15 protein-coding genes are annotated in these 25,419 nt (G+C 35.1%); 13 read left to right on the top strand and 2 right to left on the bottom strand.

All coding sequences use genetic code 11. The features are described 5' to 3' along the window. Positions 1-175 precede the first annotated feature (175 nt). A complete protein-coding gene (locus ASD98_RS01425) occupies positions 176-1,081 on the bottom strand; it encodes an AraC family transcriptional regulator (protein WP_056199108.1) in 906 nt (301 codons plus the stop codon). Between the two features lie 255 nt (positions 1,082-1,336). Between ASD98_RS01425 and ASD98_RS01420 the strand changes: the two genes are divergently transcribed. Then, positions 1,337-2,395, top strand: coding sequence for an NAD(P)-dependent alcohol dehydrogenase (locus tag ASD98_RS01420; RefSeq protein WP_056199104.1), 1,059 nt, complete (start codon positions 1,337-1,339; stop codon positions 2,393-2,395). A gap of 99 nt (positions 2,396-2,494) precedes the next feature. Here the strand turns inward: ASD98_RS01420 and ASD98_RS01415 are convergent, their stop codons facing one another. Continuing rightward, the gene (locus ASD98_RS01415) at positions 2,495-3,535 is read right to left on the bottom strand and encodes a GntR family transcriptional regulator (protein WP_056199625.1); all 1,041 of its coding nucleotides are present in this window, start codon (positions 3,533-3,535) and stop codon (positions 2,495-2,497) included. A 382-nt stretch (positions 3,536-3,917) separates the two neighbouring features. Between ASD98_RS01415 and rhaT the strand changes: the two genes are divergently transcribed. The 12 genes from rhaT (at position 3,918) to ASD98_RS01355 (ending at position 25,418) form a co-directional block, all read left to right on the top strand. Further along, complete coding sequence (gene rhaT / locus ASD98_RS01410; RefSeq protein WP_056199101.1) at positions 3,918-4,967, top strand: L-rhamnose/proton symporter RhaT; 1,050 nt, start codon at positions 3,918-3,920, stop codon at positions 4,965-4,967. 25 nt (positions 4,968-4,992) lie between these two features. Beyond that, positions 4,993-7,134, top strand: coding sequence for a bifunctional rhamnulose-1-phosphate aldolase/short-chain dehydrogenase (locus ASD98_RS01405; protein WP_056199098.1), 2,142 nt, complete (start codon positions 4,993-4,995; stop codon positions 7,132-7,134). Between the two features lie 199 nt (positions 7,135-7,333). Beyond that, entirely contained in the window at positions 7,334-8,608 is a 1,275-nt protein-coding gene (locus ASD98_RS01400) for a TIM barrel protein (RefSeq protein ID WP_056199095.1), read from the top strand. A gap of 93 nt (positions 8,609-8,701) precedes the next feature. Continuing rightward, the gene (locus tag ASD98_RS01395; protein WP_056199091.1) at positions 8,702-10,063 is read left to right on the top strand and encodes an FGGY-family carbohydrate kinase; all 1,362 of its coding nucleotides are present in this window, start codon (positions 8,702-8,704) and stop codon (positions 10,061-10,063) included. Between the two features lie 179 nt (positions 10,064-10,242). Then, positions 10,243-10,983, top strand: a complete 741-nt coding sequence (locus tag ASD98_RS01390; protein ID WP_056199089.1) for a (Fe-S)-binding protein — start codon at positions 10,243-10,245, stop codon at positions 10,981-10,983. Positions 10,984-11,152: 169 nt separating this feature from the next. After that, complete coding sequence (locus ASD98_RS01385) at positions 11,153-12,556, top strand: lactate utilization protein B (protein ID WP_056199086.1); 1,404 nt, start codon at positions 11,153-11,155, stop codon at positions 12,554-12,556. Continuing rightward, positions 12,546-13,133, top strand: a complete 588-nt coding sequence (locus ASD98_RS01380; protein ID WP_056199083.1) for an LUD domain-containing protein — start codon at positions 12,546-12,548, stop codon at positions 13,131-13,133. The genes ASD98_RS01385 and ASD98_RS01380 overlap by 11 nt, the downstream gene beginning before the upstream one ends. A 298-nt stretch (positions 13,134-13,431) precedes the next feature. Then, the gene (locus ASD98_RS01375; RefSeq protein ID WP_056199078.1) at positions 13,432-14,331 is read left to right on the top strand and encodes a carbohydrate kinase; all 900 of its coding nucleotides are present in this window, start codon (positions 13,432-13,434) and stop codon (positions 14,329-14,331) included. Positions 14,332-14,653: 322 nt separating this feature from the next. Further along, positions 14,654-18,694 carry a two-component regulator propeller domain-containing protein gene (locus ASD98_RS01370; RefSeq protein WP_056199075.1) on the top strand — a complete coding sequence of 1,347 codons (4,041 nt, stop codon included), beginning with the start codon at positions 14,654-14,656 and terminating at the stop codon, positions 18,692-18,694. Positions 18,695-19,328: 634 nt separating this feature from the next. Then, positions 19,329-20,726 (top strand): hypothetical protein, encoded by a 1,398-nt coding sequence (locus ASD98_RS01365; RefSeq protein WP_056199071.1) that lies wholly within the window; start codon positions 19,329-19,331, stop codon positions 20,724-20,726. Positions 20,727-20,771: 45 nt separating this feature from the next. Then, on the top strand, positions 20,772-23,804 hold the full coding sequence (locus ASD98_RS01360; protein ID WP_056199068.1) for a TonB-dependent receptor: 3,033 nt from the start codon (positions 20,772-20,774) through the stop codon (positions 23,802-23,804). A 12-nt stretch (positions 23,805-23,816) separates the two neighbouring features. Further along, positions 23,817-25,418 (top strand): RagB/SusD family nutrient uptake outer membrane protein, encoded by a 1,602-nt coding sequence (locus ASD98_RS01355; protein WP_056199065.1) that lies wholly within the window; start codon positions 23,817-23,819, stop codon positions 25,416-25,418. Position 25,419: the final 1 nt, after the last annotated feature.

The raw sequence follows: 25,419 nt of genomic DNA, 5'->3' as shown, positions 1-25,419 counted from the left end.
TTCGGTTATACTTCGTAAAAAAATAGTCAGTTCTTTCAATCGGCTTTTATCAAGATAGTTTTGTATCATAGATGATGAAATAGGAGTTTTTGTTTTGAATGTAAAATAAGATATGGAAATCTGATTTTTAATTCATCAAAACTATTAAAAAGAAATGTGGTTTAAACTGAAAAAATCAAATATTACTTTCCCTGCGATAGATTTTTGGAGTTAATTGCTGGCTTCTTTTAAAGAAATTGATAAAATGGGGAAGATCATCAAAACCCAGACACCAAGCAATCTCAGAGATATTCCAATCTGTATGCTGAAGAAGGCTTCTCGCTTCCTGCATAATTCTTTCGGCTATTAGCTGTGTAGTAGTTTTTCCTGTCACCTGCTTCAAAGCATGATTGAGGTGATTGACATGTATTGATAATTGATGCGCAAATTCAGTTGGATAGCGCAATTCCATTCGCTGCATGTGAGACTCGATAGGAAACTGTCTTTCTAACAATTCTATAAAAATAGAACTTATCCTTTGGGAACCATTTGAGTCGTTATATCGCTGGTAGGCGGCCGGTTCCAGTTTTAGCGCCGTAAGAATAAGCTGAAGTAACATGGCACGAAGCGAATCATATTTATAACTGAATTCCAGAGTAATTTCGTTCAGCATCTGCCTGAAGATATTTTCAAACTGGACATATTGCTCCTCATTCAAATGAAAAAGCGGAACATTCCCTGGTTTATAAACGGGATAATCCTTGATATTTACAAACTGTTCAAAAAAATCATCGGTAAAAATGCAAAAATAAGAAGTCTGCTCAGAATCTATATGCTCCCAGGAATATGGAATATTTGGATTGGTGAATAGTAAAGCACAATCAGACTCCATTGTTTTGTCGGCATAATATAGTCTGGTTTTGCCTTTTAATAAACTTATTTTGTAGAGTGATTTCCTGTTGAAAGGCTTGCAATTAAATTTATCTTCCCTATTGTGCTTAATATATAGCACATTAAAATTTTTGATGTCTTTATCAAACAATCCGGGCATAAAAACCCTGCTGTCATTTTTGAGATCCTTATGTAAATCAATTTCCTTCATCGTTGCTGAAATTAGCAGTCTAATCACTTTTTTTACAGATAGTTGTAAACCGAAATTACTTTATGTAAATATAGAACAAAGGTATAAAATCGAATAGAAGTAAACTGCTAATATCAAATAGAAAACTGTAAAAATCAAAGAAACGGTTCATATTTATCATATTTGATTTTTTCAGCTTTTCATTTGATATGCACATCTTTGATGATAGATGTTGCCGGTAACTTTGCATTCATTATAACACTAAACCTATTAACAATGATTGCAGTAAAAGGATATGCGGCACAAAGTGCAAATGAAACGCTGGCTCCATGGAATTTCGAAAGAAGGGAAGTTGGAGCACATGACGTACAAATTGAAATTTTATATTGTGGAGTCTGTCATTCAGATCTTGCACAAATCAACAATGAATGGTTTCCGGGTGTTTTCCCAATGGTTCCCGGCCACGAAATAGTAGGACGTATCGTAAAAGTGGGCGATCACGTTAAAGGATTCAAGATAGGTGATCTTGCCGGAGTTGGTACAATGGTCAATTCATGCGGAGAATGCGGCCATTGCCAGGACGGATTGGAGCAGTATTGCAGCGAAGGTGTTGTGCCAACCTACAACGGTCTAGACAAATTTGGAGACGGCAAACCAACATATGGAGGTTATTCGAACACCATTGTAACCCATGAAAACTTTACCGTACACATTCCTGAAAAACTGGACTTAGCAGCAGCTGCACCTTTGTTATGTGCAGGAATCACAACCTACTCGCCATTAAAACACTGGAAAATAGGCAAAGAACATAAAGTTGCCGTTCTTGGTTTGGGAGGACTTGGGCACATGGCTGTGAAATTTGCAGTTGCGCTGGGAGCTGAAGTTACTATTTTAAGCACTTCTCCACAAAAAGAGGTAGATGCAAAAAGACTTGGCGCTCATCACTTTGTGGTGACGAAGGATGCGGCACAAGTTGAAAAAGTAAAAGGCTCTTTCGATTTTATTGTAGATACAGTAGCTGCAGACCACGATTTTAATTTTTATCTGTCTTTACTTAATATTGATGGAATTCATATTTGCGTAGGTGTTCCTGTAGAGGGAATTCATCTGGATGGAGCATTAGGCGCTTTTTCATTGTTAGGCGGACGTAAAAGTATTGTTGGATCTGCCTGTGGAGGAATAGCCGAAACTCAGGAAATGCTGAATTTTTGTGCCGAGCATAATATTGTTTCCGATATTGAATTAATCGACATCAAAGACATCACGACAGCCTATGAAAGAATGCTAAAAAATGATGTAAAATACCGATTCGTAATCGATATGGCAACTTTATAAAGCCATTAAATAAAGTACCTATCAATCTGCAATGAGAAATAAAAAAACTTATTGCAGGTTTTTTTAAGCCTCTGAAGAAAAACTTAGAACCCTAGCACCTTAAATCGAATTTCTATCAATAAAATTAAAAGGAACCTTAAACTGCCCTTTTTCTTTATTCAAAATCATTCTGGCAGCGGTTTCTCCCATAATATTAAAATCGGTAGACATTACGGTTATACCGAGTAATTCTTTTAGCGGTGTATCATTATAAGAAATAACGCCAATATCTTTCCCTAAAACATATTCCTCATCGCGAATTTGTTTCATTAAATTTACCAGATCCGATTCTTCAATAGTGATAAATAAATCACCTTTTTTAAGAATCATATCGTCATAAACTTCACTAAGAATCTCAAAGTTGATTTCGTGTTCAACACAAAATTTTCTAAAACCGTGCAGAATTCTTCTCGGATACGGATAAACCGCTTTATCAGGATAAACTAAAATTAATCTTTTGTATTTGGTAATTTTCGTTAAACCTTCTTTCAGTGCATTGTAAATATCATTTTCAAAATCCTGATAAATTTTAATGATTTCACCTTCATGCGAAAGTTTTATATTATCCATTAAAACCAATTTCTCTTGAGGAATTTTCTGAATCGCTTTTGCAACTTCATCAGTAAAACTCAAATGTTTTAATTCATCGGTTTTAAAATGCGTCGTAATAACATAATAATCGTAAGCTCCTTCAAATTTATCCAGTAAATTCAAAAACAGTGTTTCGTCGCAATGGTAAATGTGTAGATCAGTATGTGCATTGGCACCAAGAGTATCAATAAACGAGCTGTAGGTTTTCATTTTATAAGCGCTCAGTTTATTAAACAAGAATAAAATATTTACTTTCGACTCCAATTTTGTTCGGGTAATATAATATCCTTTTCCTCTAATAGAAGAAATGATTTTTCTTTCCTTTAAAATATTATATGCTTTTTCAACCGTATCGCGCGACATATAAAACTCTTCACTGAAACTGTTGATAGAAGGGATTTTCTGATTGATTTTTAAATTTCCATTAGCAATATTCTGCAAAATCGAGTCAACAATTTGTTTGTATTTGGGAACCCTCGAATCTTCGTCTATTTTAATTAATTTAATCATGCTGGTATTTTGCATCTGTTTCAGATTAGGGATATGAAACAAATTTTTTAAATTATAATTTTATAAAAAGCATTTGTAAAAACTGCTTTACATACTGATTTTATTACTTTCCTTACAAACAACAACAATAAAATAAAAGTACTCTTTATTTTCAGGCAGTTATATTACATTGAGGATATAATAATTACGAAATCGATTGCTAAAGTAGCGTTTTTAAATTTATTTTTCCAATACAATTGTATTGATCTTTGCAATTAATGCGCACTTTTAACAAAAAATACACGAATCATAAAGGATAGTACAGGACAGTTTTCTTTTTTACATTATATTATTTTACAAAACGAAATTAACTATCGCAATTAACCACAAACAAAATTATTAAATGGAGTCATTATTAGGAATCATTTTTCATTCTATCGGAGGATTTTCTTCGGGTAGTTTTTATATGCCTTTTAAAAAAGTTAAAGATTGGGCTTGGGAAAGCTACTGGCTTGTAGGCGGTTTCTTTTCCTGGTTAATTGTACCGCCAATTGCAGCCTATTTAACGATTCCGCATTTTACAGATATTATTATTTCTGCTTCACCAGCCATCAAAACCTTTACTTTTTCGATGGGGTTAATTTGGGGAATTGGCGGATTAACATACGGTTTGGGAGTTCGATACTTAGGAATGTCTTTAGGAAATTCAATTACCCTTGGATTTTGTTCTGCTTTTGGAGCTTTAGTTCCTTCAATATATTACGATTTTAATCCGGCAGAAGGTAAAATTTCCTTTTCTCATATGCTTTCTAATCCTGGCGGACAAATGGTTTTGCTTGGAGTTGCAGTTTGTCTTTTAGGAATTGCTATTTCTGGAAAAGCAGGTATGCTAAAAGAAAAAGATTTTACTACAGGTCATGAAGATAAAGACAAAGATTTCAGTTTAGCAAAAGGTTTAACTGTAGCTGTTATTTCAGGAATTTTAAGTTCCTTTTTTAATTACGGAATCGAAGCCGGAAAACCAATGGCAGAAAAAGCAGTTGAGTTTGGCTGTAATCCATTATTTCAAAATAACGTAACTTATATTGTTTTGCTTTGGGGAGGTTTAACAACCAATTTTATTTGGTGTATCTACCTTAATTTCAAAAACAAATCAATTGGCGATTATACCAATAAAGCCACACCAATTACTAAAAATGTTTTGTTTTCTGCACTAGCCGGAACAATGTGGTTTTTGCAGTTTTTCTTCTACGGAATGGGCGAAAGCAAATTAGGAAATGGTGCCAGTTCATGGATTCTGCATATGGCAACCATTATTTTAACAGCAAATTTTTGGGGATTCTATTTGAAAGAGTGGAAAGGTGTTTCTAAAAAAACATTCAGAACTTTTATTTGGGGAATCGGATTGATAATGCTTTCGATCGTTTTAGTCGGAATTGGGAATTCTTTGTAAATACTTGAAAAAATATATGATAACAATGTCAAATACAAATACAAAAAATATGAATTTTAAGCATGTGAGCTATCTTTGGGATGAAGCTAAAGCAGCAGCATTAGCAGGAGATGAAGTAGCGCTTTTCATTTATCGTTCGAACCTTTTAGGAGCCGATTTAAGATTGACTAACTATGGAGGAGGAAATACTTCTGTAAAAATTACAGACAAAGATCCGTTAACAGGAGCAAGTTCAGAAGTTATGTGGATTAAAGGTTCTGGAGGAGATATTGGTACATTGACAAAATCTGGCTGTGCTGCATTGTATTTAGACAGATTACGTAATCTTGAAAATGTTTACAGAGGAATCGAGTTTGAAGATGAAATGGTAGAATTATTCAATCATTGTATTTTCGATTTGGCTTCAAAAGCGCCATCTATTGATACGCCTTTACATGGTTTTTTACCATTCAAACATATTGATCACCTTCATCCGGATGCAGCTATTGCAATCGCTGCTGCAAAAGACGGAGCAAAAATCACCGAAGAATTATTTGACGGAGAAATTGGCTGGGTAGGCTGGCAGCGTCCGGGCTTTGACTTAGGACTTCAGTTAAGAAGCTGTTTAGAAGAAGCTGCAAAAAAAGGAAAAAAACTACGCGGCATCATGTTAGGTTCTCACGGTCTTTTTACCTGGGGAGATACTGCGTATGAAAGTTATATTAATACGCTGGAAGTAATCGAAAAATGCGCAGAATATTTAGAAAATAACTACGGTAAAAAACGTCCGGTTTTTGGAGGCCAAAAAATCGAAAGCCTTCCAGAAGCAGACCGTAAATTAAAAGCAGCAAAAGTAGCGCCTATTTTAAGAGGTTTCTGTTCTTCAGAACGTCAGATGATTGGTCACTATACCGATGATGCAAGAGTACTGGAATTTATCAATTCTAATGATCTTTCAAAATTAGCGCCGTTAGGCACTTCTTGCCCAGATCACTTTTTAAGAACAAAAATCAGTCCGCTGGTTTTAGCATTAGATCCAAACGAAGATCTATCAGATGTAAATGCCGTTAAAGCAAAATTAGCTCCGGCTTTTGAGGCTTACCGTGCCATGTACAAAGATTATTATAATGCCTGCAAGAAATCGAATTCTCCTGCAATGCGTGACCCAAATCCGGTTGTGATTTTATATCCGGGAGTTGGAATGTTCACTTTTGCAAAAGATAAAACGATGGCGCGTTTGGCATCAGAATATTATATCAATGCTGTAAATGTAATGAAAGGCGCAGAAGCCGTTTCAGAATATACTTCGCTGCCGCACCAGGAAGCATTCGATATTGAATACTGGTTATTAGAAGAAGCAAAATTACAGCGTATGCCAAAACCAAAAGCATTGTCGGGAAGAGTAGCTGTAATTACAGGTTCTGCGGGCGGAATTGGTAAAGCTATCGCAAAGAAATTTGCTCAGGAAGGTGCTTGTGTAGTAATCAACGATATTAACGAAGAGCGTTTAGAAACAGCAACAGCTGAATTTATAAAAGCTTTTGGAAAAGATGCTGTTGCCAGTACTTTATTAAATGTAACTGACGAGACTAGTACAGAATTAGCATTAGACCAAGCTTGTTTAGCTTTTGGCGGTGCAGATATTATTGTTAACAATGCAGGAATTAGTATTTCTAAATCTATTGCAGAACACACTCTTGAAGAGTGGGACAGATTATACAATATTTTGGTAAAAGGACAATTTATTGTTTCTAAAGCCGGAATTGAAGTAATGCGTAAACAGGGTTTTGGCGGTGATATTGTAAATATCGTTTCTAAGAATGCAGTGGTAGCGGGTCCAAATAATCCCGGATACGGTTCTGCAAAAGCCGCTCAGGCGCATTTAACACGCTTAATGGCTGCCGAATTGGGAGCCGATAAAATTCGTGTAAACACAGTAAATCCTGATGCTGTAATTTCAGATTCAAACATTTGGTCTGGCGGATGGGCAGAAGGTCGTGCAAAAGCATACGGAATTACGGTAGAAGAATTACCGGCATACTATGCAAAACGCACGCTATTGAATGAAATCATATTGCCGGATGATATTGCAAATGCTTGTTTTGCGTTTGTTGGAGGTTTCCTGAACAAATCAACAGGAAATGCTTTAAACGTAGACGGCGGCGTTGCAATGGGCTTTTATAGATAAAAGTTATTTAAGTTTTTTTATAAGTTTGTTTAAGCAAAAGTGGTTTTTTGTGGTCTAACGTTCGATTTTTCGAGCGTTAGATTTTTTTTAGACATCCCATTTTTATAAGCAGACCAATTACCATAAAATAGTAAAGTTAAACCAGAGTCCATTTTATATAATTTACATATCTTGTAACTCTATTAAAATATAAAGTAATATGATAATCGGATCAAATAATATTGAATCTCATAACGAGGGATTATTAAAAAAACACCAAAACAAACTTGTTTTTACAGCATCAGAAATTGATAATGCAGAGGCGATTATCCAAAAACTAATCGATTTTCAAATCGCAATTCCATCTTGGGCTTTAGGAACAGGAGGAACAAGATTCGGACGTTTTGCAGGAGGCGGAGAACCACGTTCAATCGAAGAAAAAATAGAAGATGTTGGTTTACTTCATAAATTAAACAATGCTTCAGGAGCCATTTCACTTCATATTCCGTGGGATATTCCACAAGATTATAAAGCAATCAAAACCCTTGCAGCACAGCACAATTTAAAGTTTGATGCCATGAACTCGAATACATTTCAGGATCAGGCTGATGCAGAACATACATACAAATACGGTTCATTACAAAATGTAAATAAAGCCGTTCGTAAACAGGCAATCGCACACAATATAGAAGTTATCAAACACGGAATCGAATTAGGATCAAAGTCATTAACAGTTTGGCTTGCTGATGGATCTAACTTTCCGGGGCAATTAAATTTTCGTAAAGCGTATCAAAATACCTTAGAAAGTTTAGAAGAAATCTACGATGCATTACCTTCAAACTGGAAATTATTTTTAGAATACAAATGTGCCGAACCTAACTTTTATTCAACAACAGTTGCAGATTGGGGACAATCCTATTCTTACGTAAAAAAATTAGGCGATAAAGCACAGACTTTAGTCGATTTAGGCCATCATTTACCGAATGCCAATATCGAGCAGATCGTTTCATTATTATTAATGGAAAACAAACTGGGCGGATTCCACTTCAATGATTCAAAATACGGTGATGATGATTTAACAGCCGGAGCATTAAAACCATACCAATTGTTCTTGATTTTCAATGAATTGGTTGAAGGAATGGATGCAAGAGGAATGAACCACGCCAAAGATTTAGGCTGGATGATAGACGCCTCGCATAACATCAAAGATCCGTTAGAGGATTTATTACAATCTGTAGAAGCCATTATGATTGCTTATGCACAAGCACTTTCTGTGGACAGAAAAGCATTAGAACAAGCACAACAAGAAAATGACGTAGTAAAAGCACAGGAAATTCTTCAAAATGCTTTCCGTACAGATGTTCGCGCATTAGTTGCTGAGGCTCGTTTACGTTCAGGGGCAGCTTTAAATCCTGTAGAATTATACAGAAACCTTTCTGTCAGAAAAAATCTTATTGGAGAAAGAGGACTAAAAACATTGGCAACAGGATTATAATTATGAATTGTGAGTTGTGAATTATGAGTTAATAAAAAGACTGAACAAAAATCACAATTCACAATTCACAACTCACAATTTACAATTAAAAAAATGAATGTAGTTGCAATTTTTGATATTGGTAAAACAAACAAAAAGGTATTCTTATTTGATGAAAATTATAGAATAGTTTGGGAGAAATCAGTCAATCTAGACGAAACTGTCGACGAAGACGGTTTTCCCTGCGAAGATATAGAAGTGCTTAAAAACTGGATTTTTGAGCGCTTATCAGAAATAAAAGCTTTAACCGATTATGTTTTAAAAGCCATCAATTTCAGTACTTATGGTGCTAGTTTTGTCTACATTGATAAAGAAGGAAAAGTTTTAACTCCTCTGTATAATTATTTAAAAGATTATCCGGAGGATTTAAAAAATGATTTCTATAAAAAATACAAAGGAAAAGAAGCATTTGCAGTAAAAACAGCTTCTCCCGTTTTAGGAAGTCTAAATTCCGGAATGCAGATTTACCGTTTAAAAGAAGAAAAACCGGATTTGTTTAAAAAGGTACAATATTGTTTGCACCTGCCGCAGTTTTTGAGTTTCCTTTTAACAAATGAAGCGTACGCCGATATTACAAGTGTGGGCTGTCATACCAATCTTTGGAATTTCAAAAAAATGAAATACCACAAATGGTTAAAAAATGAAGGCATTTCAGATAAAATCCCACCATTTCATTACGGAAAAGATATCATAAAAAATAAAGAAGGTTTAGCGGTAGGCGCGGGGCTTCACGATAGTTCATCGGCGATAATTCCGTATACGATAAACTTTACCGAACCTTTCGTTTTATTATCAACAGGAACCTGGAGTATTTCCTTAAATCCGTTCAATAATAAACCGTTGACTTTTGAAGAGTTACAGCACGATTGTTTGTGTTATTTACAATACACAGAAAAGCCTGTAAAAGCCGCAAGACTTTTTGCCGGAAATGAACATGAAGTGCAGACCAAACGTTTAGCAGAATATTTTAACGTTCCGGTTGATACGTACAAAGATGTTTATTTTGATAAAAATGTCGTTTCAAATTTAAGAGCCTTAAATTTTCAAATTATTTACCCTAAAAAGTATAGTTTTGATATTCTGAAAGAGTGTCCTTTTCAAAAAAGAGACCTTTCAACTTTTAAAAATTATGAAACTGCCTATCATCAATTAATGTTAGATTTGATAGAACAACAGGTTTTTTCAACTAATTTAGTCATTCATAACAGTCCTGTAAAGAAAATATTTGTAGATGGAGGTTTCAGCAAAAATTCAATTTTCATGAATTTATTAGCCGAGGCTTTTCCAGATGTAGAAGTTTATGCCGCATCGATGGCGCAGGCGAGTGCTTTAGGTGCAGCATTGGCAATTCACCAAAACTGGAACCCTAAGCCGATTCAGAATGATTTGATTGATTTGAAATTTTACAAACATTAGAAAAATATGCCACAGATTAAAAAAATTAAATAGATTTTTGTTTCACGCAGATTTAGCAGATTATAGCAGATTTAATTTTAGAAAATCTGCGTGCATCTGCTTAAATCTTTTTAAAATCTGCGCGAAAAAATATAACATGTAGAATTTATTTTACGAGTTAAAAATAAAAATAATAAAAAATGAAAATCGGACTATTTATACCGTGTTATGTCGATCAGTTTTACCCAAAAGTGGGTATAGCGACATACGAGCTTTTACAGAAATTAGGCTGTGAAGTTCATTTTCCGATGGGACAAACCTGCTGCGGCCAGCCAATGGCAAACAGCGGTTACGCACATTTAACAAAAGGCTGTGATACGAATTTTATAGCCAATTTTACCGGATTCGATTATATTGTATGCCCTTCAGGAAGTTGTGTACTGCATGTAAAAGATCATTTGCATGACGAAAAAAATGAAGAAGCTGCGACAAAAATTAGAAACAGCGTTTTTGAATTAACAGAGTTTATTACTGATATTTTAAAAATTGACCATATAGACGGAAGTTTTCCTTTTAAAGTGGGAATGCATGTAAGCTGTCACGGACAACGCGGATTACATCTTTCTCAAATGTCAGAACTAAACGCACCGTTTTTCTCAAAACCAGAACAATTACTGCACAACATAAAAGGACTTGATTTGGTTGCTTTAACGAGAAAAGATGAATGCTGCGGTTTTGGAGGAACATTTTGTGTGACCGAAGAAGCCATTTCTGTAAAAATGGGACAAGACCGAATTAAAGATCACGAAAGCCATAATGTAGATTATATTACAGGAGGCGATATGTCTTGTTTAATGCATTTAGACGGAATTTTGAAAAGACAAAAAAGCCGGATAAAAACAATTCATATTGCTGAAATATTAAATTCACTCGAAAATTAAAATAGATGTTGAGTATAAAATTTAACCGCAAAGTTCGCAAAGTTTTACGCAAGGTTCGCAAAGTTAATTTTAATCCTTGCGCACCTTGCGTTTTTTTCTTCGCGCACTTTGCGGTTAAATAAGCACACCAATAATAAAGATTTCAAAATTGACTTTTAAATAATAAAAAATGTCATCAGAAAAAATAATACAGCACAGCGAAGCCGCGGCAAAATTCAACAAAGATGTAGAGCGTGTCAACTGGCATGATGAAACACTTTGGTTTGTTCGTGCGAAGCGTGATAAATCGGCAAATCAAATTAAGGATTGGGAATTATTGCGTGAAACGGCATCCAAAATAAAAACCAATGTACTTTCTAATATTCATGATTATTTAGTTGAATTTGAAGCGAATGCCCAAAAAAACGGAATCATCGTACACTGGGCTGCAGATGCAAAAGAGCACAACGAAATAGTGCATTCGATTATGGCAAAACATGATGTAAAGCAAATGGTGAAATCAAAATCAATGCTTACGGAAGAATGCCATTTAAATGATTATTTAGCCGAAAAAGGTATAGAAGTTATCGACTCAGATTTAGGAGAATATATTGTACAACTTCGTAAAGAACCGCCAAGTCATATTGTTTTACCCGCCATTCACCTTAAAAAAGAAGATGTAAGCGAAACTTTCCACGAACATCTTGGAACTGAAAAAGGAAATTTTGACCCGCAGTATTTAACCGAATCGGCACGTCATAGTTTAAGAAACACATTCTTAACCCGAAAAGTGGCTTTAACAGGAGTTAATTTTGCCATTGCAGAAACAGGAGAATTTGTAGTCTGCACTAACGAGGGAAATGCTGATATGGGCGCACATTTAGCCGATGTTCATATCGCCTGTATGGGATTTGAAAAACTGATTCCGCAGCGCAAACATTTAGGCGTTTTTCTGAGATTATTGGCAAGAAGCGCAACAGGACAGCCCATAACGACTTTTTCAAGCCACTTCAAGAAACCAAGAGATGGAAAAGAACTTCATATCGTAATTGTCGACAACGGCAGAAGCAAACAATTAGGAAGAGAAGATTTTAGAAACTCTCTAAAATGTATTCGCTGTGGTGCTTGTATGAATACTTGTCCGGTTTACAGACGAAGCGGCGGGCATAGTTATCACAATGCTGTAGCGGGGCCAATTGGTTCTATTTTGGCTCCAAATTTAGATATGAGCAAAAATGCCGATTTACCTTTTGCCAGTACGCTTTGCGGATCATGCACAAACGTATGTCCGGTTAAAATCGATATTCACGATCAATTGTACAAATGGCGTCAGGTTTTGGTAAAAGACGGCTATACACCAAAAGTAAAAACCATTGCAATGAAAACGATGGCAACAGTATTAGCCAATCCAACGATTTTTAACATTGCAGGAAAATCAGGAAGATTTGTGATGAAAAATGTTCCGGGAATGGTCAACAATAAAATGAATAAATGGTACGACCAGCGCGAAATGCCAGATGTTCCTCAGGAATCTTTTAGAGAATGGTACAAGAAAAATTCGAGAGAATCTAAAGCAAAAGACAATGAGCAGTAAAGCCGAAATTTTAAATAGAATAAAACTAAACCAACCCGATTTAGTTACCAATCTGCCGGATTTAAGTGTTTTAGGTTCAGAAGATTTTGATATACTGGAAACTTATAAAACAGTTTTAAAAGGTATTGGCGGAGATCCTGTTGAGGTTTCCAATTATAGTGAAATCATCAATTATATAAAATCAAATTACAATCTTCAAAAAAGGTTAATTACAACGCTTCCGGAGCTTTCGGAAATTGCTTCATTAGATTGGAACAATGTTGATCCGCATTCGCTTCAGGATGTTGAATTAACGGTTGTAAAAGCGCATTTTGGAGTTGCAGAGAATAGTGCGCTTTGGGTAACCGATGATATTTTAGGACAGCGAATAGCACCTTTTATTGCGCAGTATTTAGCGATAATTGTTCATAAAAATGATATTGTACGAACGATGCAGCAAGCGTATGAAAGAATCGGAAATCAGGAATATGGTTTCGGAACTTTTATTGCCGGACCTTCAAAAACTGCTGATATTGAGCAATCCTTGGTTTTAGGTGCGCATGGTGCGAGGGGATTGATTGTGTTTTTATTGGATTAAATACGTGTAGTCCCTACGGAACAAGTTTTCGAGGTGTAATTTGGAATGCTGCCGATATTTAATCTCTCCGAGATATTCTATGAGAAGCGATAATGTATCACAGATTAACTCCGTTAGGAGTTTCATATCGGTAGAAAAAACAATAAATGAATGATAGGAATACTCCGTTATGAAGTTAATGAAATAAAAAAAGAGGATTTTTAAATCCTCTTTTTTATTATACAATAATCAATTTCCAGATCTGTTTTAATTAAAAGTTTAACTTTATATTTCAGGATTAACAAAAATAAATTTAGGAATGAGTAATGAAAAGAAACTTAAAGCTATTGCTTACGGAGAAGTACTGTGGGATGTTTTTATAAATGAAAAAAAGATAGGCGGAGCACCGTTGAATGTAGCTTTAAGAATGAAATCATTAGGCTGCGATGTTGCCATGATTAGCTGCGTTGGAAATGACGAAGACGGAAAAGCCATTCTGGATACGGTAAAAGACTTAGGACTCGAAACCGCTTCCATAATTACTTCAGAAGATTTCCCAACCGGATTAGTAAACGTAACTTTAGATAAAACCGGATCTGCAACTTATGAAATAAAATACCCATCGGCTTGGGATAAAATCATCTTAAACGACGAAGCCAGAAAACTAACCAATGAAGCCGATGTTTTAATTTACGGAAGTTTGGTGTGCAGAGATAAGGTTTCCAGAAAATCATTAGAAGAGCTTTTACAAATAAATACCTATAAAGTATTCGATGTCAATTTAAGAAAGCCTCATTATACCTATGATATCCTCGAACAGTTAATGAAATCAGCCAATTTTGTTAAGTTCAATGATGAGGAAATAATAGAAATAGCTTCAGCTTTAAACTTTCCACATACAGATTTAAAAGAGAATATGATTTTCATTTCTTCTTTGGCCGACGTAAAAGGAATTTGCGTTACAAGAGGAAAACAGGGAGCTTTACTATTATGGGAAGGCACTTTTTATGAAAATTACGGTTATCCAATCGTGGTTGCTGATACCGTTGGTGCCGGAGATTCCTTTTTAGCTGCGTTAATAACATCCTTGCTTACTAATAAAAATCCTCAGAAAGCTTTAGATTTTGCCTGTGCAATTGGGGCTTTAGTTGCAGCATCGCCGGGCGCAAATCCGAAAATTTCTTTATTTGAGATTGAGAATTTAATGAAAGATAAATAGAGTAATCTCACTTTTAGATTGTTTATCTTCAAGGTTTGTCATTCCGAGGAACGAGGAATCTTGGCAAGAAACTAAAAAAAGATTGGAGATTTTCAGTGCGGAGTTACTCGCGAAGATTCCTCGTTCCTCGGAATGACAAAAAATGAGAAAAAGGGATAGTCACATCAAAAAAAACATAGGTATAACTTTATTAAAAAGAATGAACAGCTATAAAAATCCTATAAGCAAAAGGCAAAATATAATTTTTATATAGTAATTTTTGTAAAATACTGCCAAATTAGCTTATAATTGTACTTTTTACAAGTATTTTAAAAATTACACTTTGAAGCATTTTGTTCTATATCTTCTATTAACAGTCTTTTCATTTTCAGGATATTCGCAAGATTATCCTGTTAAGTTTTTGGATATATCTGACGGATTATCAAATAATTCCGTAACAACGATATTTCAGGACAACGAAGGTTTTATGTGGTTTGGAACTTATGATGGCCTAAACCGATACGACGGCTACAATTTCAAAGTTTTTAGAAACCGAATCAACGACCCAAAATCATTATTGTTTAATGCGATTTACAATATCGAAGGCGATTCTAAAAATAATATTTGGGTAGGAGGAAACAATGGCGTCTGTATTTACAATAAAACTTCGGCTACATTTCAATCGGTCGAATATACTTCTTCAAATAAAAAAACAAAAATCTTAAAAGATATTGTGCACCAGATGCGTTCTGTATCGGATAAACTTTTTTTAATTGCTTCTCAAAATTTAGGATTAGTTACTTTTGAAAATGGTTCATTTGTTGGGAAATCAATTCCGCTTACAGTTTTAGGAAACCAAATCAACGTAAATAACTATGATGCCATAGCGATTCAGGAAAATAAGAACAAATCTGGCAGCTGGGTTTATATTCGAAATGTTGGGCTTTGCAATTACAGTTATAAATCAAAAAAATTACAAGTTGTTTTTCCGCTTTCGATTGGCGTGAAAGCAATGAAATTATCTTTAGATGGAAATCTTTGGTTTGGAACAGACGAAGGACTTTTTTTATTTGGGACCAAAACCGGAACACTTTCGGACAATTATTTCTCAAGCAAATGCAGTGTTACTGATATTCTGGCGGATAAAAAAGGAGAAATCTGGGTTACAACAGACGGTTGTGGAATTTTTCAGGTTATTGGAAACAATAAAAAAGCGGTGCCTTATAATTCTCTTAAAAATAATCAACTGGCAAAAAGCAATTCGGTTTGGAGTTTATACGAAGATAAATCAGGTAATAAATGGTTTGGTTCTCTTCGCGGCGGAATCAGTATGCTGAGCGACACGCCAAAATATTTTAAAAGCATCAGATACAATGGAAAAGATCCAGCCGAAAACTTTATTTTGTCTTTTTGCGAAGATGAGAAAAAGAATATATGGGTTGGGACAGACGGTGCAGGCTTAAAATACTGGGATCGAAAAAACAATACTTACATAAATTACAGCAATGCACTTTCAAGCAGTTTTATTACAGGAATAGTCCGTGATAACAATAATGATATCTGGCTTTCTACTTGGGCAGGAGGTGTATACAGAATCAATAAGCAAAACAATACTGTAACGAAATTCCCTTGTTACAATCCTTATACAAAACAAGTAGAGAAAAATATTTGGTTTGTCTACAAAGATTCAAAAGATAATATTTGGGCAAGCGCCACAAACGAAGGAGTTTTGTATCTTTTTGACCGAACCCAAAATAATTTTGTTCCTTTCGATAAAAACATTACTAATCTGCAGTCTATTACAGAAACAAGCGATGGAAAGCTTTGGGGAGGAAATTATACTTCCTTATTTTCCATAGCAAAAAACACCAAAAAGATTACCGAAACCACAATTGGAAATCCTGTTCGATGCATTCACGAAGACAAAGACAAAAATCTTTGGTTAGGAACGCAGGAAGGCGGTTTACTTTTATTTGACAGAAAAACAAATAAGTTTAAAAGATTTACATCTGATGACGGACTTCCATCCAACACCATTTTAAGATTATTTGAAGATAAAGAAGGTAATCTTTGGATGAGTACATATAATGGCATTTGCAGATTTGATAAAAAAAGAAAAACCTTTCGCAATTTCTCTGTAAACGACGGACTTCAAAGCAATCAATTTAGTTTTAATGCCGGACTTCAATTATCGACAGGAGAATTTCTTTTTGGCGGAATAAATGGTTTTAATATCTTTTTTCCCGAAGCCATAAAAGGATTCAATCAAAAGAACAATGTTTTACTTACTGATTTTTATGTAAACAATCAGCCAATAGAAGAAAGCAAAGCAGCCATTACAACCGATTCTGAAAAAGTAAAAGAAGTTGAACTGGCCTACGATCAAACCACTTTGTCATTAGAATTTGTTGCCCTGGATTATAATAATGCCGACAAAATAAATTATGCTTATTTTTTAGAGAACTGGGACGAACAATGGAATTATGTGGGTCAGGCCCGAAAAGCAAATTACTCCAGACTTCCCGAAGGAAAATATATTTTTAAAGTAAAAACAACCAATTTTAAAGGAGGTTGGAACAAAGAAGTCAGCCTTGTCTCCATACAAGTTCTGCCGCCTTGGTACAGAACCTGGTGGGCTTATTTATTGTATATTTTGAGTATTGCAGGTCTTCTTTTCGTTTATCTGGATTACCATAAAAACAAAGAAAAATTAAAATATAAAGTAAAAATTGCCGAACTGGAAAGCAAGAAAGAAAAGGAAATTGCCGAAAAACAATCTTCGATGTTTACTTATATTTCGCATGAATTTAGAACGCCGCTTTCGCTGATAATAAATCCGTTGAAAAAAGCAGTTCAGAAAGAAAATGTTCAAAATGGTTCTTCGGGAAGCGATTTGGCCATTGCGCACCGAAATGCCAGAAGACTTTTAAGTCTTGTAGATCAGCTTTTACTTTTTAGAAAAGCAGAAAATGATGCCGATTCATTGCGTTTATCACCAATAAACGTAAATAACCTTTGTAATGAAGTGTATCAATGTTTTGTAAATCAGGCAAAAGATAAAAACATCGATTATAATTTCACGATTCCCGATCATGAAATTATAATTATTGGCGATTATGAAAAAATTGAGATTTCGTTATTCAACTTAATGTCAAATGCTTTTAAGTACACACCAATTGGCGGAGAAATTAATCTTATAGTAACAGAAAGTGATGAGGAGGTTTTTCTTGAAATTGCTGATAATGGTGACGGAATCGAGAAAAAAGATATTGAGGTAATTTTTGAAAAATTCAAACAAATCAATTCAAAAGTTTCAATAGGAACCGGTTTCGGAATCGGACTTTTTATTGTCAAATATTTTGTAGACAAACACAAAGGTAAAGTAAGCTGTGAAAGTGAAATTGGAAAAGGAAGTATTTTTAAACTAACCTTCCTGAAAGGAAACAGCCATTTTGAAAATGTCGAAATTACAAATGACGCCCCACAAAGAAGCCAGTTGTTTGATGAATTAATAATTGACGATGCCGAAGAAAACAATACAGCTTCAAATAGTATAGTTTCAGAAAGTGATTTCCAAAAAATCATGCTTACCGAAAAACGAACGGTTTTAATTATTGATGATAATGCTGAAATCAGAGGGTATCTGATAAAATTATTCTCGGAAAACTATGTCGTTTACAGCGCTGAAAATGGAGAAGAAGGTTTAAAATTAACCAAAAAACACATGCCGGATCTGGTAATCAGCGATATTACAATGGAAGAAATGGATGGTTTGGAATTGTGCCGAAAAATAAAAGAAAGCAATGACTTGTCTCATATTCCCGTAATTCTGCTGACGGCATCAAAAAATCCTGAAACTCATTTACAGGGAATAAATGATGGTGCCGATGATTATATCACAAAACCATTTGATGATGATATACTCAAAGCGCGTGTAGAATCTTTACTTCGAAATAGAAGTAACCTGCGAACTTATTTCTTAGACAGTATTACACTTAAAGAAAATACCCAGAAAGTTCCGGTAGAATATCAGGAAATGCTAAAAAAATGTATTGATATTGTAGAAGCCAATATTCATAAAAGAGATTTTACTATTAAAAACTTTGCGCTCGAAATGGGAATGAGCCACAGAACGCTTTACACCAAAATTAAAATCATTTCGGGGCAGACTTTAAATGCTTTTATACGTTCTGTTCGTATTCGAAGAGCGGCCATGTTAATGCTCACCGAAGATATGAATATTACACAGGCAAGTGCTGAAGTTGGCTTTGAAGACCCAAAATATTTCAGACAGCAGTTTGTAAAACTCTTTGGAATGACGCCATCAGAATACATTAAAAAATACAAGAGTTCCTTTAACTCAGATCTCAATATTATCAAATAATTAAGCTAAAAATGCCTGTTCCTATCCGTTGTCTTTACTCTTTTGTAATAGATACAGTCTTTTCATTGTATAAATTTAAACGTTTAAGTGATAAAAGTGATTGAAAATGATAATTGTGTAATGTTTAAAAATATGTGTGTATTTTTTTATAGTTCGTAATTTTTAGCTAAAAATAATGGTTAATTGCGATTTTGACCTCCTTTTTTTTCCATTTTACCCCTGCTGGAGAGTTTGAATTAAACATTTCTTTGCAGTAATAGTAATGAAGTTAGTCACATTACTATGCTAAAATAATAAGTGTTTGTTTCGATAAGTTTTTATCAGTTTAAAGAATTGAGCCTTCTTTAAACATTAAGTAAGAGTTGGTTTTACAATATAACTTATCATACCCGCAGCTCTTAAAAACTGCGGGTAAAATAACAAACAGCAAGACTTAAAAGAAGAAAGAAAAAAAGGAAAAAAATATACTAACATTTAACCAAACTCACCAATATGAAAATAACCAGATAATCATTTGCAGTCTGTTTTTGCCTCATAACAGATAAACCAAACTTAAAAATGACCTACAAGTTTAAACCAACTTACGTTTTTAGAAAAAGACAAACTAACTAAACCTAACTTTAAAAATTAAGAAATGAAAAAAAATGTATTTTTATTTTTTCTTACCCTTTTTGCCATCATTTTTACCGGATGCCAAAATAACGAATCAGAATTTCCAAGTTCTGATGATCCTACGGTAGTTGTATCAACAAAAGAAATTTATGGTGCACCAAACAGAAAATTTGAAATCAAAGCCGCTCTGGCTGATGATTTAGGATTAAAAAGCGTAGAGATTCAAATTCCTGAGTTATCTCTTGATAAAGTAATCTCATTTGCAGCAGATCCTCTTTTAAAATCATACGATTTAAGCTATTTTTTCGAAGTTCCGGCAAACAGAGGAACTTCTGAAGCATTCAAAATAAAATTAATTATTACAGACGTTTCCGGAAATGTTGTAAACGAAGAAGCGAATCTGCGTTTAGACGGTGAATTTGCAGCTCCTTCCATAACAATGGTTACACCAAAAGAAGGTGCCGTTATCTTGTTATCTACAAGTAACGAAATGCCGGTAAATTTTGTCGTAAATGACGATTCTGGAATTGATTATGTTCAGGTGAAATGTGAAGCACTTGGTATTGATGAAACTGTTACGTTAACAGGTTCTCCTCAATCATACACTTTCAATAAAACCTATACACTGCCGGTAACTGCTGCAGATTATGTATTGACAATTACAGCAAAAGACAAATTTGCGATTCCGAATACGGGAACGTTAAGCGTAAATATTGTGGCTACAAACGAGTATCCGGCAATTTATTTATGCGACCAGCCAAAAGGTACAAACCTAACCACTGATGCAGTTGGAGTTCCGATGTATTTCCACGAAAAAAGCGGACAGGATTTTGAATTCAAATATTATGCAGATACAGATAACAAAGAAATTTACTTCTTAGGTCAGGAATCAGGTTTTGCCCCACATTGTTTTGGTTTAAATCCTTCTGGAGAATTAGTAGACGATGTTGCTTCAACAGCAGTTATTCTGCCAACAAAAGGATATTATATTATAAAAATAAATCCAAATACTTTAAAATATACAGCTACAAAATATACTCCTTCAAGTAAAGTCTGGGCAGATATCGCCAACGGATTATGGCATGATGATGAAGCTTTAAGAAAACCATTTGTGAGTGTTTGCGGCGGCGGAATTCAGGGTGCAGATTGGGATACATGGACTGCTTGGGTTCAAACAGGACTGCATTTGTCAAATAATCCAAATAACCCTTATCAATTAGTGGGAGAATATACCTTAACCGGAACTATGGAAGCAACCTTTACAGGTCAATGGTGGAGTCCTTCATGGAGGTTAATTAAAAATGGTATTTGTACCATGTCACCGGGAGAAAACGGAAATGCTAAATACCCAGCAGCGGCCGGAGTTTACAAAGTAGTTCTTGATACAGAGTTAGAGAGAGTTTTTATAACAAAGAAATAATTTGTTAATAGACTTTTATAACATTAATAAATAAAACATCTAAATATGAAATTTAAATATATATGGTTTTTTATTGCCCTTTTGTGTACTGCTGTATCATTTGGACAAATAAAAATAAAAGGAACTGTTAAGGACAAAGCAAATGTACCAATTCCGGGAGTTAACGTAAATGTAAAAGGAGCTTCGACATCTGCAGCAACTGATTTTGACGGAAACTATACTATCAATGTCCCAAACAAAAATGCGCAAATTGAGTTTTCATTTGTAGGTTTTACAACTCAGTTAGTAGCTGTTGGCGATAAAACGGAGATCAATATCATTCTTCAGGAATCAAGTCAGGCATTAGACGAAATTGTAGTTGTAGGTTATGCTGCTGTAAAAAAGAGCACCGTAACAAGTTCTATTTCTTCTATAAAAGGAAAAGAATTACAAACCATGACGGTAGGTAACGTTACAGAATCATTACAAGGAAAAGTTTCCGGAGTTCAGGTTACAGGACAGGGCGGACCGGGCGCACAGCCAAGAGTTTTAATTCGAGGAATTTCTACAGTAAACTTAAGTACAGATCCGCTTTATGTGGTAGACGGAATCCCAATGGGAACCAGCATCAATTTCTTAAGCAGTAATGAAATTGAATCGATGGAAGTTTTAAAAGATGCTTCTGCAAGTGCCATTTACGGTTCTCGTGCGTCTAACGGAGTTATTCTGATTACTACAAAAAAAGGAAAAGCAGGTAAAACAAGATTCAATTTTGATTTGAGTTCTGGTATGCAGATTATGAAGAATCCATATGATATGGCTGACGCCGAAGGATATGCAGCAATAATGAATACAGCATACAATAATTCAGGCTATTCAGATTATCTGCCAAATCCTTCTCAATACAAAGGAAAAACAACAGACTGGTGGAGAGCCGGAATTAAAACCGGAACTCCTGTAACAAATGCCTCTTTTGGAGTAAGCGGTGGTTCAGACAAACATACTTTTGCAGTAAGCCTGAACTATTACAACTCAGAGTCTATGTACGGAATAGGCGGATGGGAAAGAGTGACGATGAGAATTGCAAATGATTTTAAATTCTCTGATAAATTCTCAGCCGGAATCACTTTAAACCCTCGTTACGAAACTTGGGGATCTCCGGGAAACTGGTCAGATTTTGATAAAATTGATCCAATTACACCAATTTACAAACCTGCAGATCAGTTAACAGGATTAGAAAATGAATACAGTATTTATGCACGTTCTCCATCGTATATATGGAATCCGGTTGCGGCCGTAAACCGTTACGATGATTATACAGATCAGTACAACTTAAATACAAACGGATATTTACAATACGAACCCATAAAAGGGTTAGTAATTCGTACGCAGGCTTCTGTTGAGGTTGGAGATAAAATTTGGAGCAAATTTACTCCGGATTTCGTAATCGACGCCGCACACGAAAAAGCGGAAATAAATACCATCGAAAGAAGAGCAACAAACAATGTAGACTGGACGTGGCAGAATACTGCAACATACTCCAAAACATTTGCAGAAAAACACAACGCTTCTTTAATGATTGGTAATACAATGGAAGAATATAACGGAAATGATGTTTGGGGTTACGGAGAAGGCGTGCCAAATAACTCAGACTCGATGAGAGAATTAAATGCAGCAACTAAAAACCGTAACAGCGGCGGAAACAGCTGGTCAAGTTCTTTAATGTCTTATATTTCTCGTTTTTCGTATAACTACGATGGAAAATATTATTTTACAGGAACATTTAGACGAGATGGTTCTTCAAAATTCATGACCAATAACAAATGGGCAAATTTCCCGTCAGCTTCTGTTTCATGGAGAATTTTAAATGAAGGATTTATGGAATCTACAAAAGACGTTTTAAGCGATTTAAGATTTAGAGCAGGATGGGGTAAAGTAGGAAATCAAAATTTACCAAGTGCTGTTTATCAGTCAAACATTGGACAGGGATTTTATGTAATTGACGGACAGGTTGTCGATACTTCTTATCCTTCATCAATGGCTAATAAAGATATTAAATGGGAAACCGTAGAAGATGTAAGTTTTGGAATTGACTTTGGATTATGGAAAAACAAACTTTCAGGATCATTAGAATATTACCAAAAGAAAACGCACGATATGTTATTCCTGAAACAATTTCCAACATACAGTGGATTTCCAGGATTTTCTACCATGTGGACAAACGTCGGTTCCATGCAGTCAAGCGGTATCGATTTATTGATTTCTTATAAAGATAAAAAAGGCGATTTCTCTTATGGTGTAGATTTAACTTTTACAACCGTAAATGTCGAAATGCTTTCTCTGTCATCTGAAGGGGAAAAATTATACGGCGCAAGCAACAGAACCTTAACTGTAAAAGGGGAAGAACCTGGGTATTTCTACGGATATGTTGCTGATGGCTTATTCCAAAACCAGACTGAATTAAATTCTCATACAGACGAACACGGAACAAAATTACAGCCGTATGCGCAATTAGGAGATATTCGTTTTAAAGATGTGAACGGCGACGGAAAACTGGACGACAAAGACAGAACAAAAATTGGTTCTCCTTGGGCAGATTACAATGTAGGTTTGAATTTGAGTTTTGGATATAAGAACTTTGATTTAATAGCTAATTTCTATTCAAGCATTGGAAATGACATCGTAAACCAAAACATTTCAGATTTATACAACGGAGCAAGTTTAACAAACAAAGTAAACGGATTAGATCAAATGGCTTGGCATGGAGAAGGAACTTCAAACTATATTCCGCGTTTATCAAAAGACGACAATAATGAGAACTATACAAAATTCTCCTCTCTGTATGTTGAAGATGGTTCTTTCGTACGCATGAAAAACCTACAGTTAGGTTATTCATTCTACAACAAATTTGGTTTAGATAAACTTAGAATTTCATTATCTGGACAAAATTTATGGACATGGACAAACTACACAGGAGTTGATCCTGAAGTAGCCGGCGGAAATCCTGATACAGGAGACAGAGTAAAAGGATCAGGTTTTGGCGGATGGAATTATCCCGTACAGCCAACAATCCTGATGGGTCTTAATGTTGCATTTTAATAAAAAACGATCATGAAAAAAATACTAGTATCCATAATAGCTTTAGCTGCATTTACAGTTTCTTGTGACGATTTTATCGAAAAAGAAGAAAGAGGAACGCAGACTTTAGAAAACTATTTTCAAACTGCGCAGGAATGCGAAAATTATGCTAATGAATTAACACAGCGTTTGTTATTAGCAAAAGACTGGTGGACATTAACTGCACCAAGAGTTACCAACGAAATGTCTACTGATGATGCCTGGATGGGAAACACAGGACAGGACAGCGGTGCGCACAGACCTTGTTCCCAATACATTATTACACCAGATAATATGGGAGATATGAACAGTATTTATACCGCTCATTATTACACCATTCAGTCAGCTAATATTGGTTTAGAGAAAATGGCAAACTCGCCAATTTCAGACGCACAGAGAAATCAATATATGGGAGAATCACTATTCGTTCGTGCGTATTGCTACTACGAATTGGTAAACCTTTTTGGCGGAGTTCCTTTGTACACAAAATCGTTAGGAACAGGCGATTTAACTTTACAACGTAGTTCTGCAGCAGATGTTTACGCTCAAATTGAAGCTGATCTTAAAGAAGCTGCAGCAAGGTTAGAAAGTGCTCCCGTAAAGAGAGACGGAAGAATTAACAAATGGGCTGCGTATGCATTATTGGCTCGTGTAACCTTATTTCAGGAAAAATGGGCTGATGCCAAATTGTATTCAAATAAAGTAATTACAGAAGGGCCTTTTCAATTGGAAGCTGACTTCTTAAATATCTGGAATGTAAACAATCATAACGGAGTAGAATCAATTTTAGAAGCACAGTCATCATCTGTACAAGACAAAAGTTTAGGAGCCGCTTTACCAACTTTAGCCGGAGCAAGAGGTGAGGACAAGAAAAATTTCCCAAGTAATGATGCTCAGGATGTTTTAGACGGCTGGGGATGGTGTATGCCAACCAGCGATTTAGAAAACGCTTATTTATCTGAAAATGATGAAATCCGTCGTAAAAGCACCATTACAAAATGGGGAGAACCTGCTTATGGAGATGAGACTTTAAACCCAACACATAAATTCAGTTTAAACGATAATAAATCAGGACGTATCTGCCGTAAATATTATATTCCAATTGCGGCGCGTCGTGCATTAGATAAAAAAGACGGACACTTACCATTAAACATTCCGTTGATTCGTCTGGCAGAAATGTATTTAACAAGAGCAGAAGCAAATTACCATACAGGCGGCGATGCATTGGCAGATATTAATATCATCAGATCGCGTGTCCAGTTAACACCAAAAACAGGAATTTCCGGTCCAACGCTTTTAAAACAAATCTACAAAGAGCGTCGTTTAGAGTTAGCTTTTGAAGGATTACGTTTATTTGATATTCGTCGTGAAAAAGACCCAACAACAGGAAGACCGGTAATCGAATCTTTGATGGGACCAAACGGAACTTTTGTACAATACAACCTGAATTCTACAGATCCGTATGAAACTACAAATACCAGAGAATCACAAGACAAAGGAATCAATTTTAATCCGGCTAAAAACTTATTGTGGCCAATTCCACAGTTAGAAATTGACTTAAGCGGCGGATTAATCACTCAAAACCCTGGTTACTAAA

It is taken from the genome of Flavobacterium sp. Root186 (genome assembly GCF_001428525.1).
Classification (GTDB): domain Bacteria; phylum Bacteroidota; class Bacteroidia; order Flavobacteriales; family Flavobacteriaceae; genus Flavobacterium.
The sequence above is the reverse complement of the archived record's forward strand: the minus strand, read 5'-3'. Positions and strand labels throughout refer to the sequence as shown.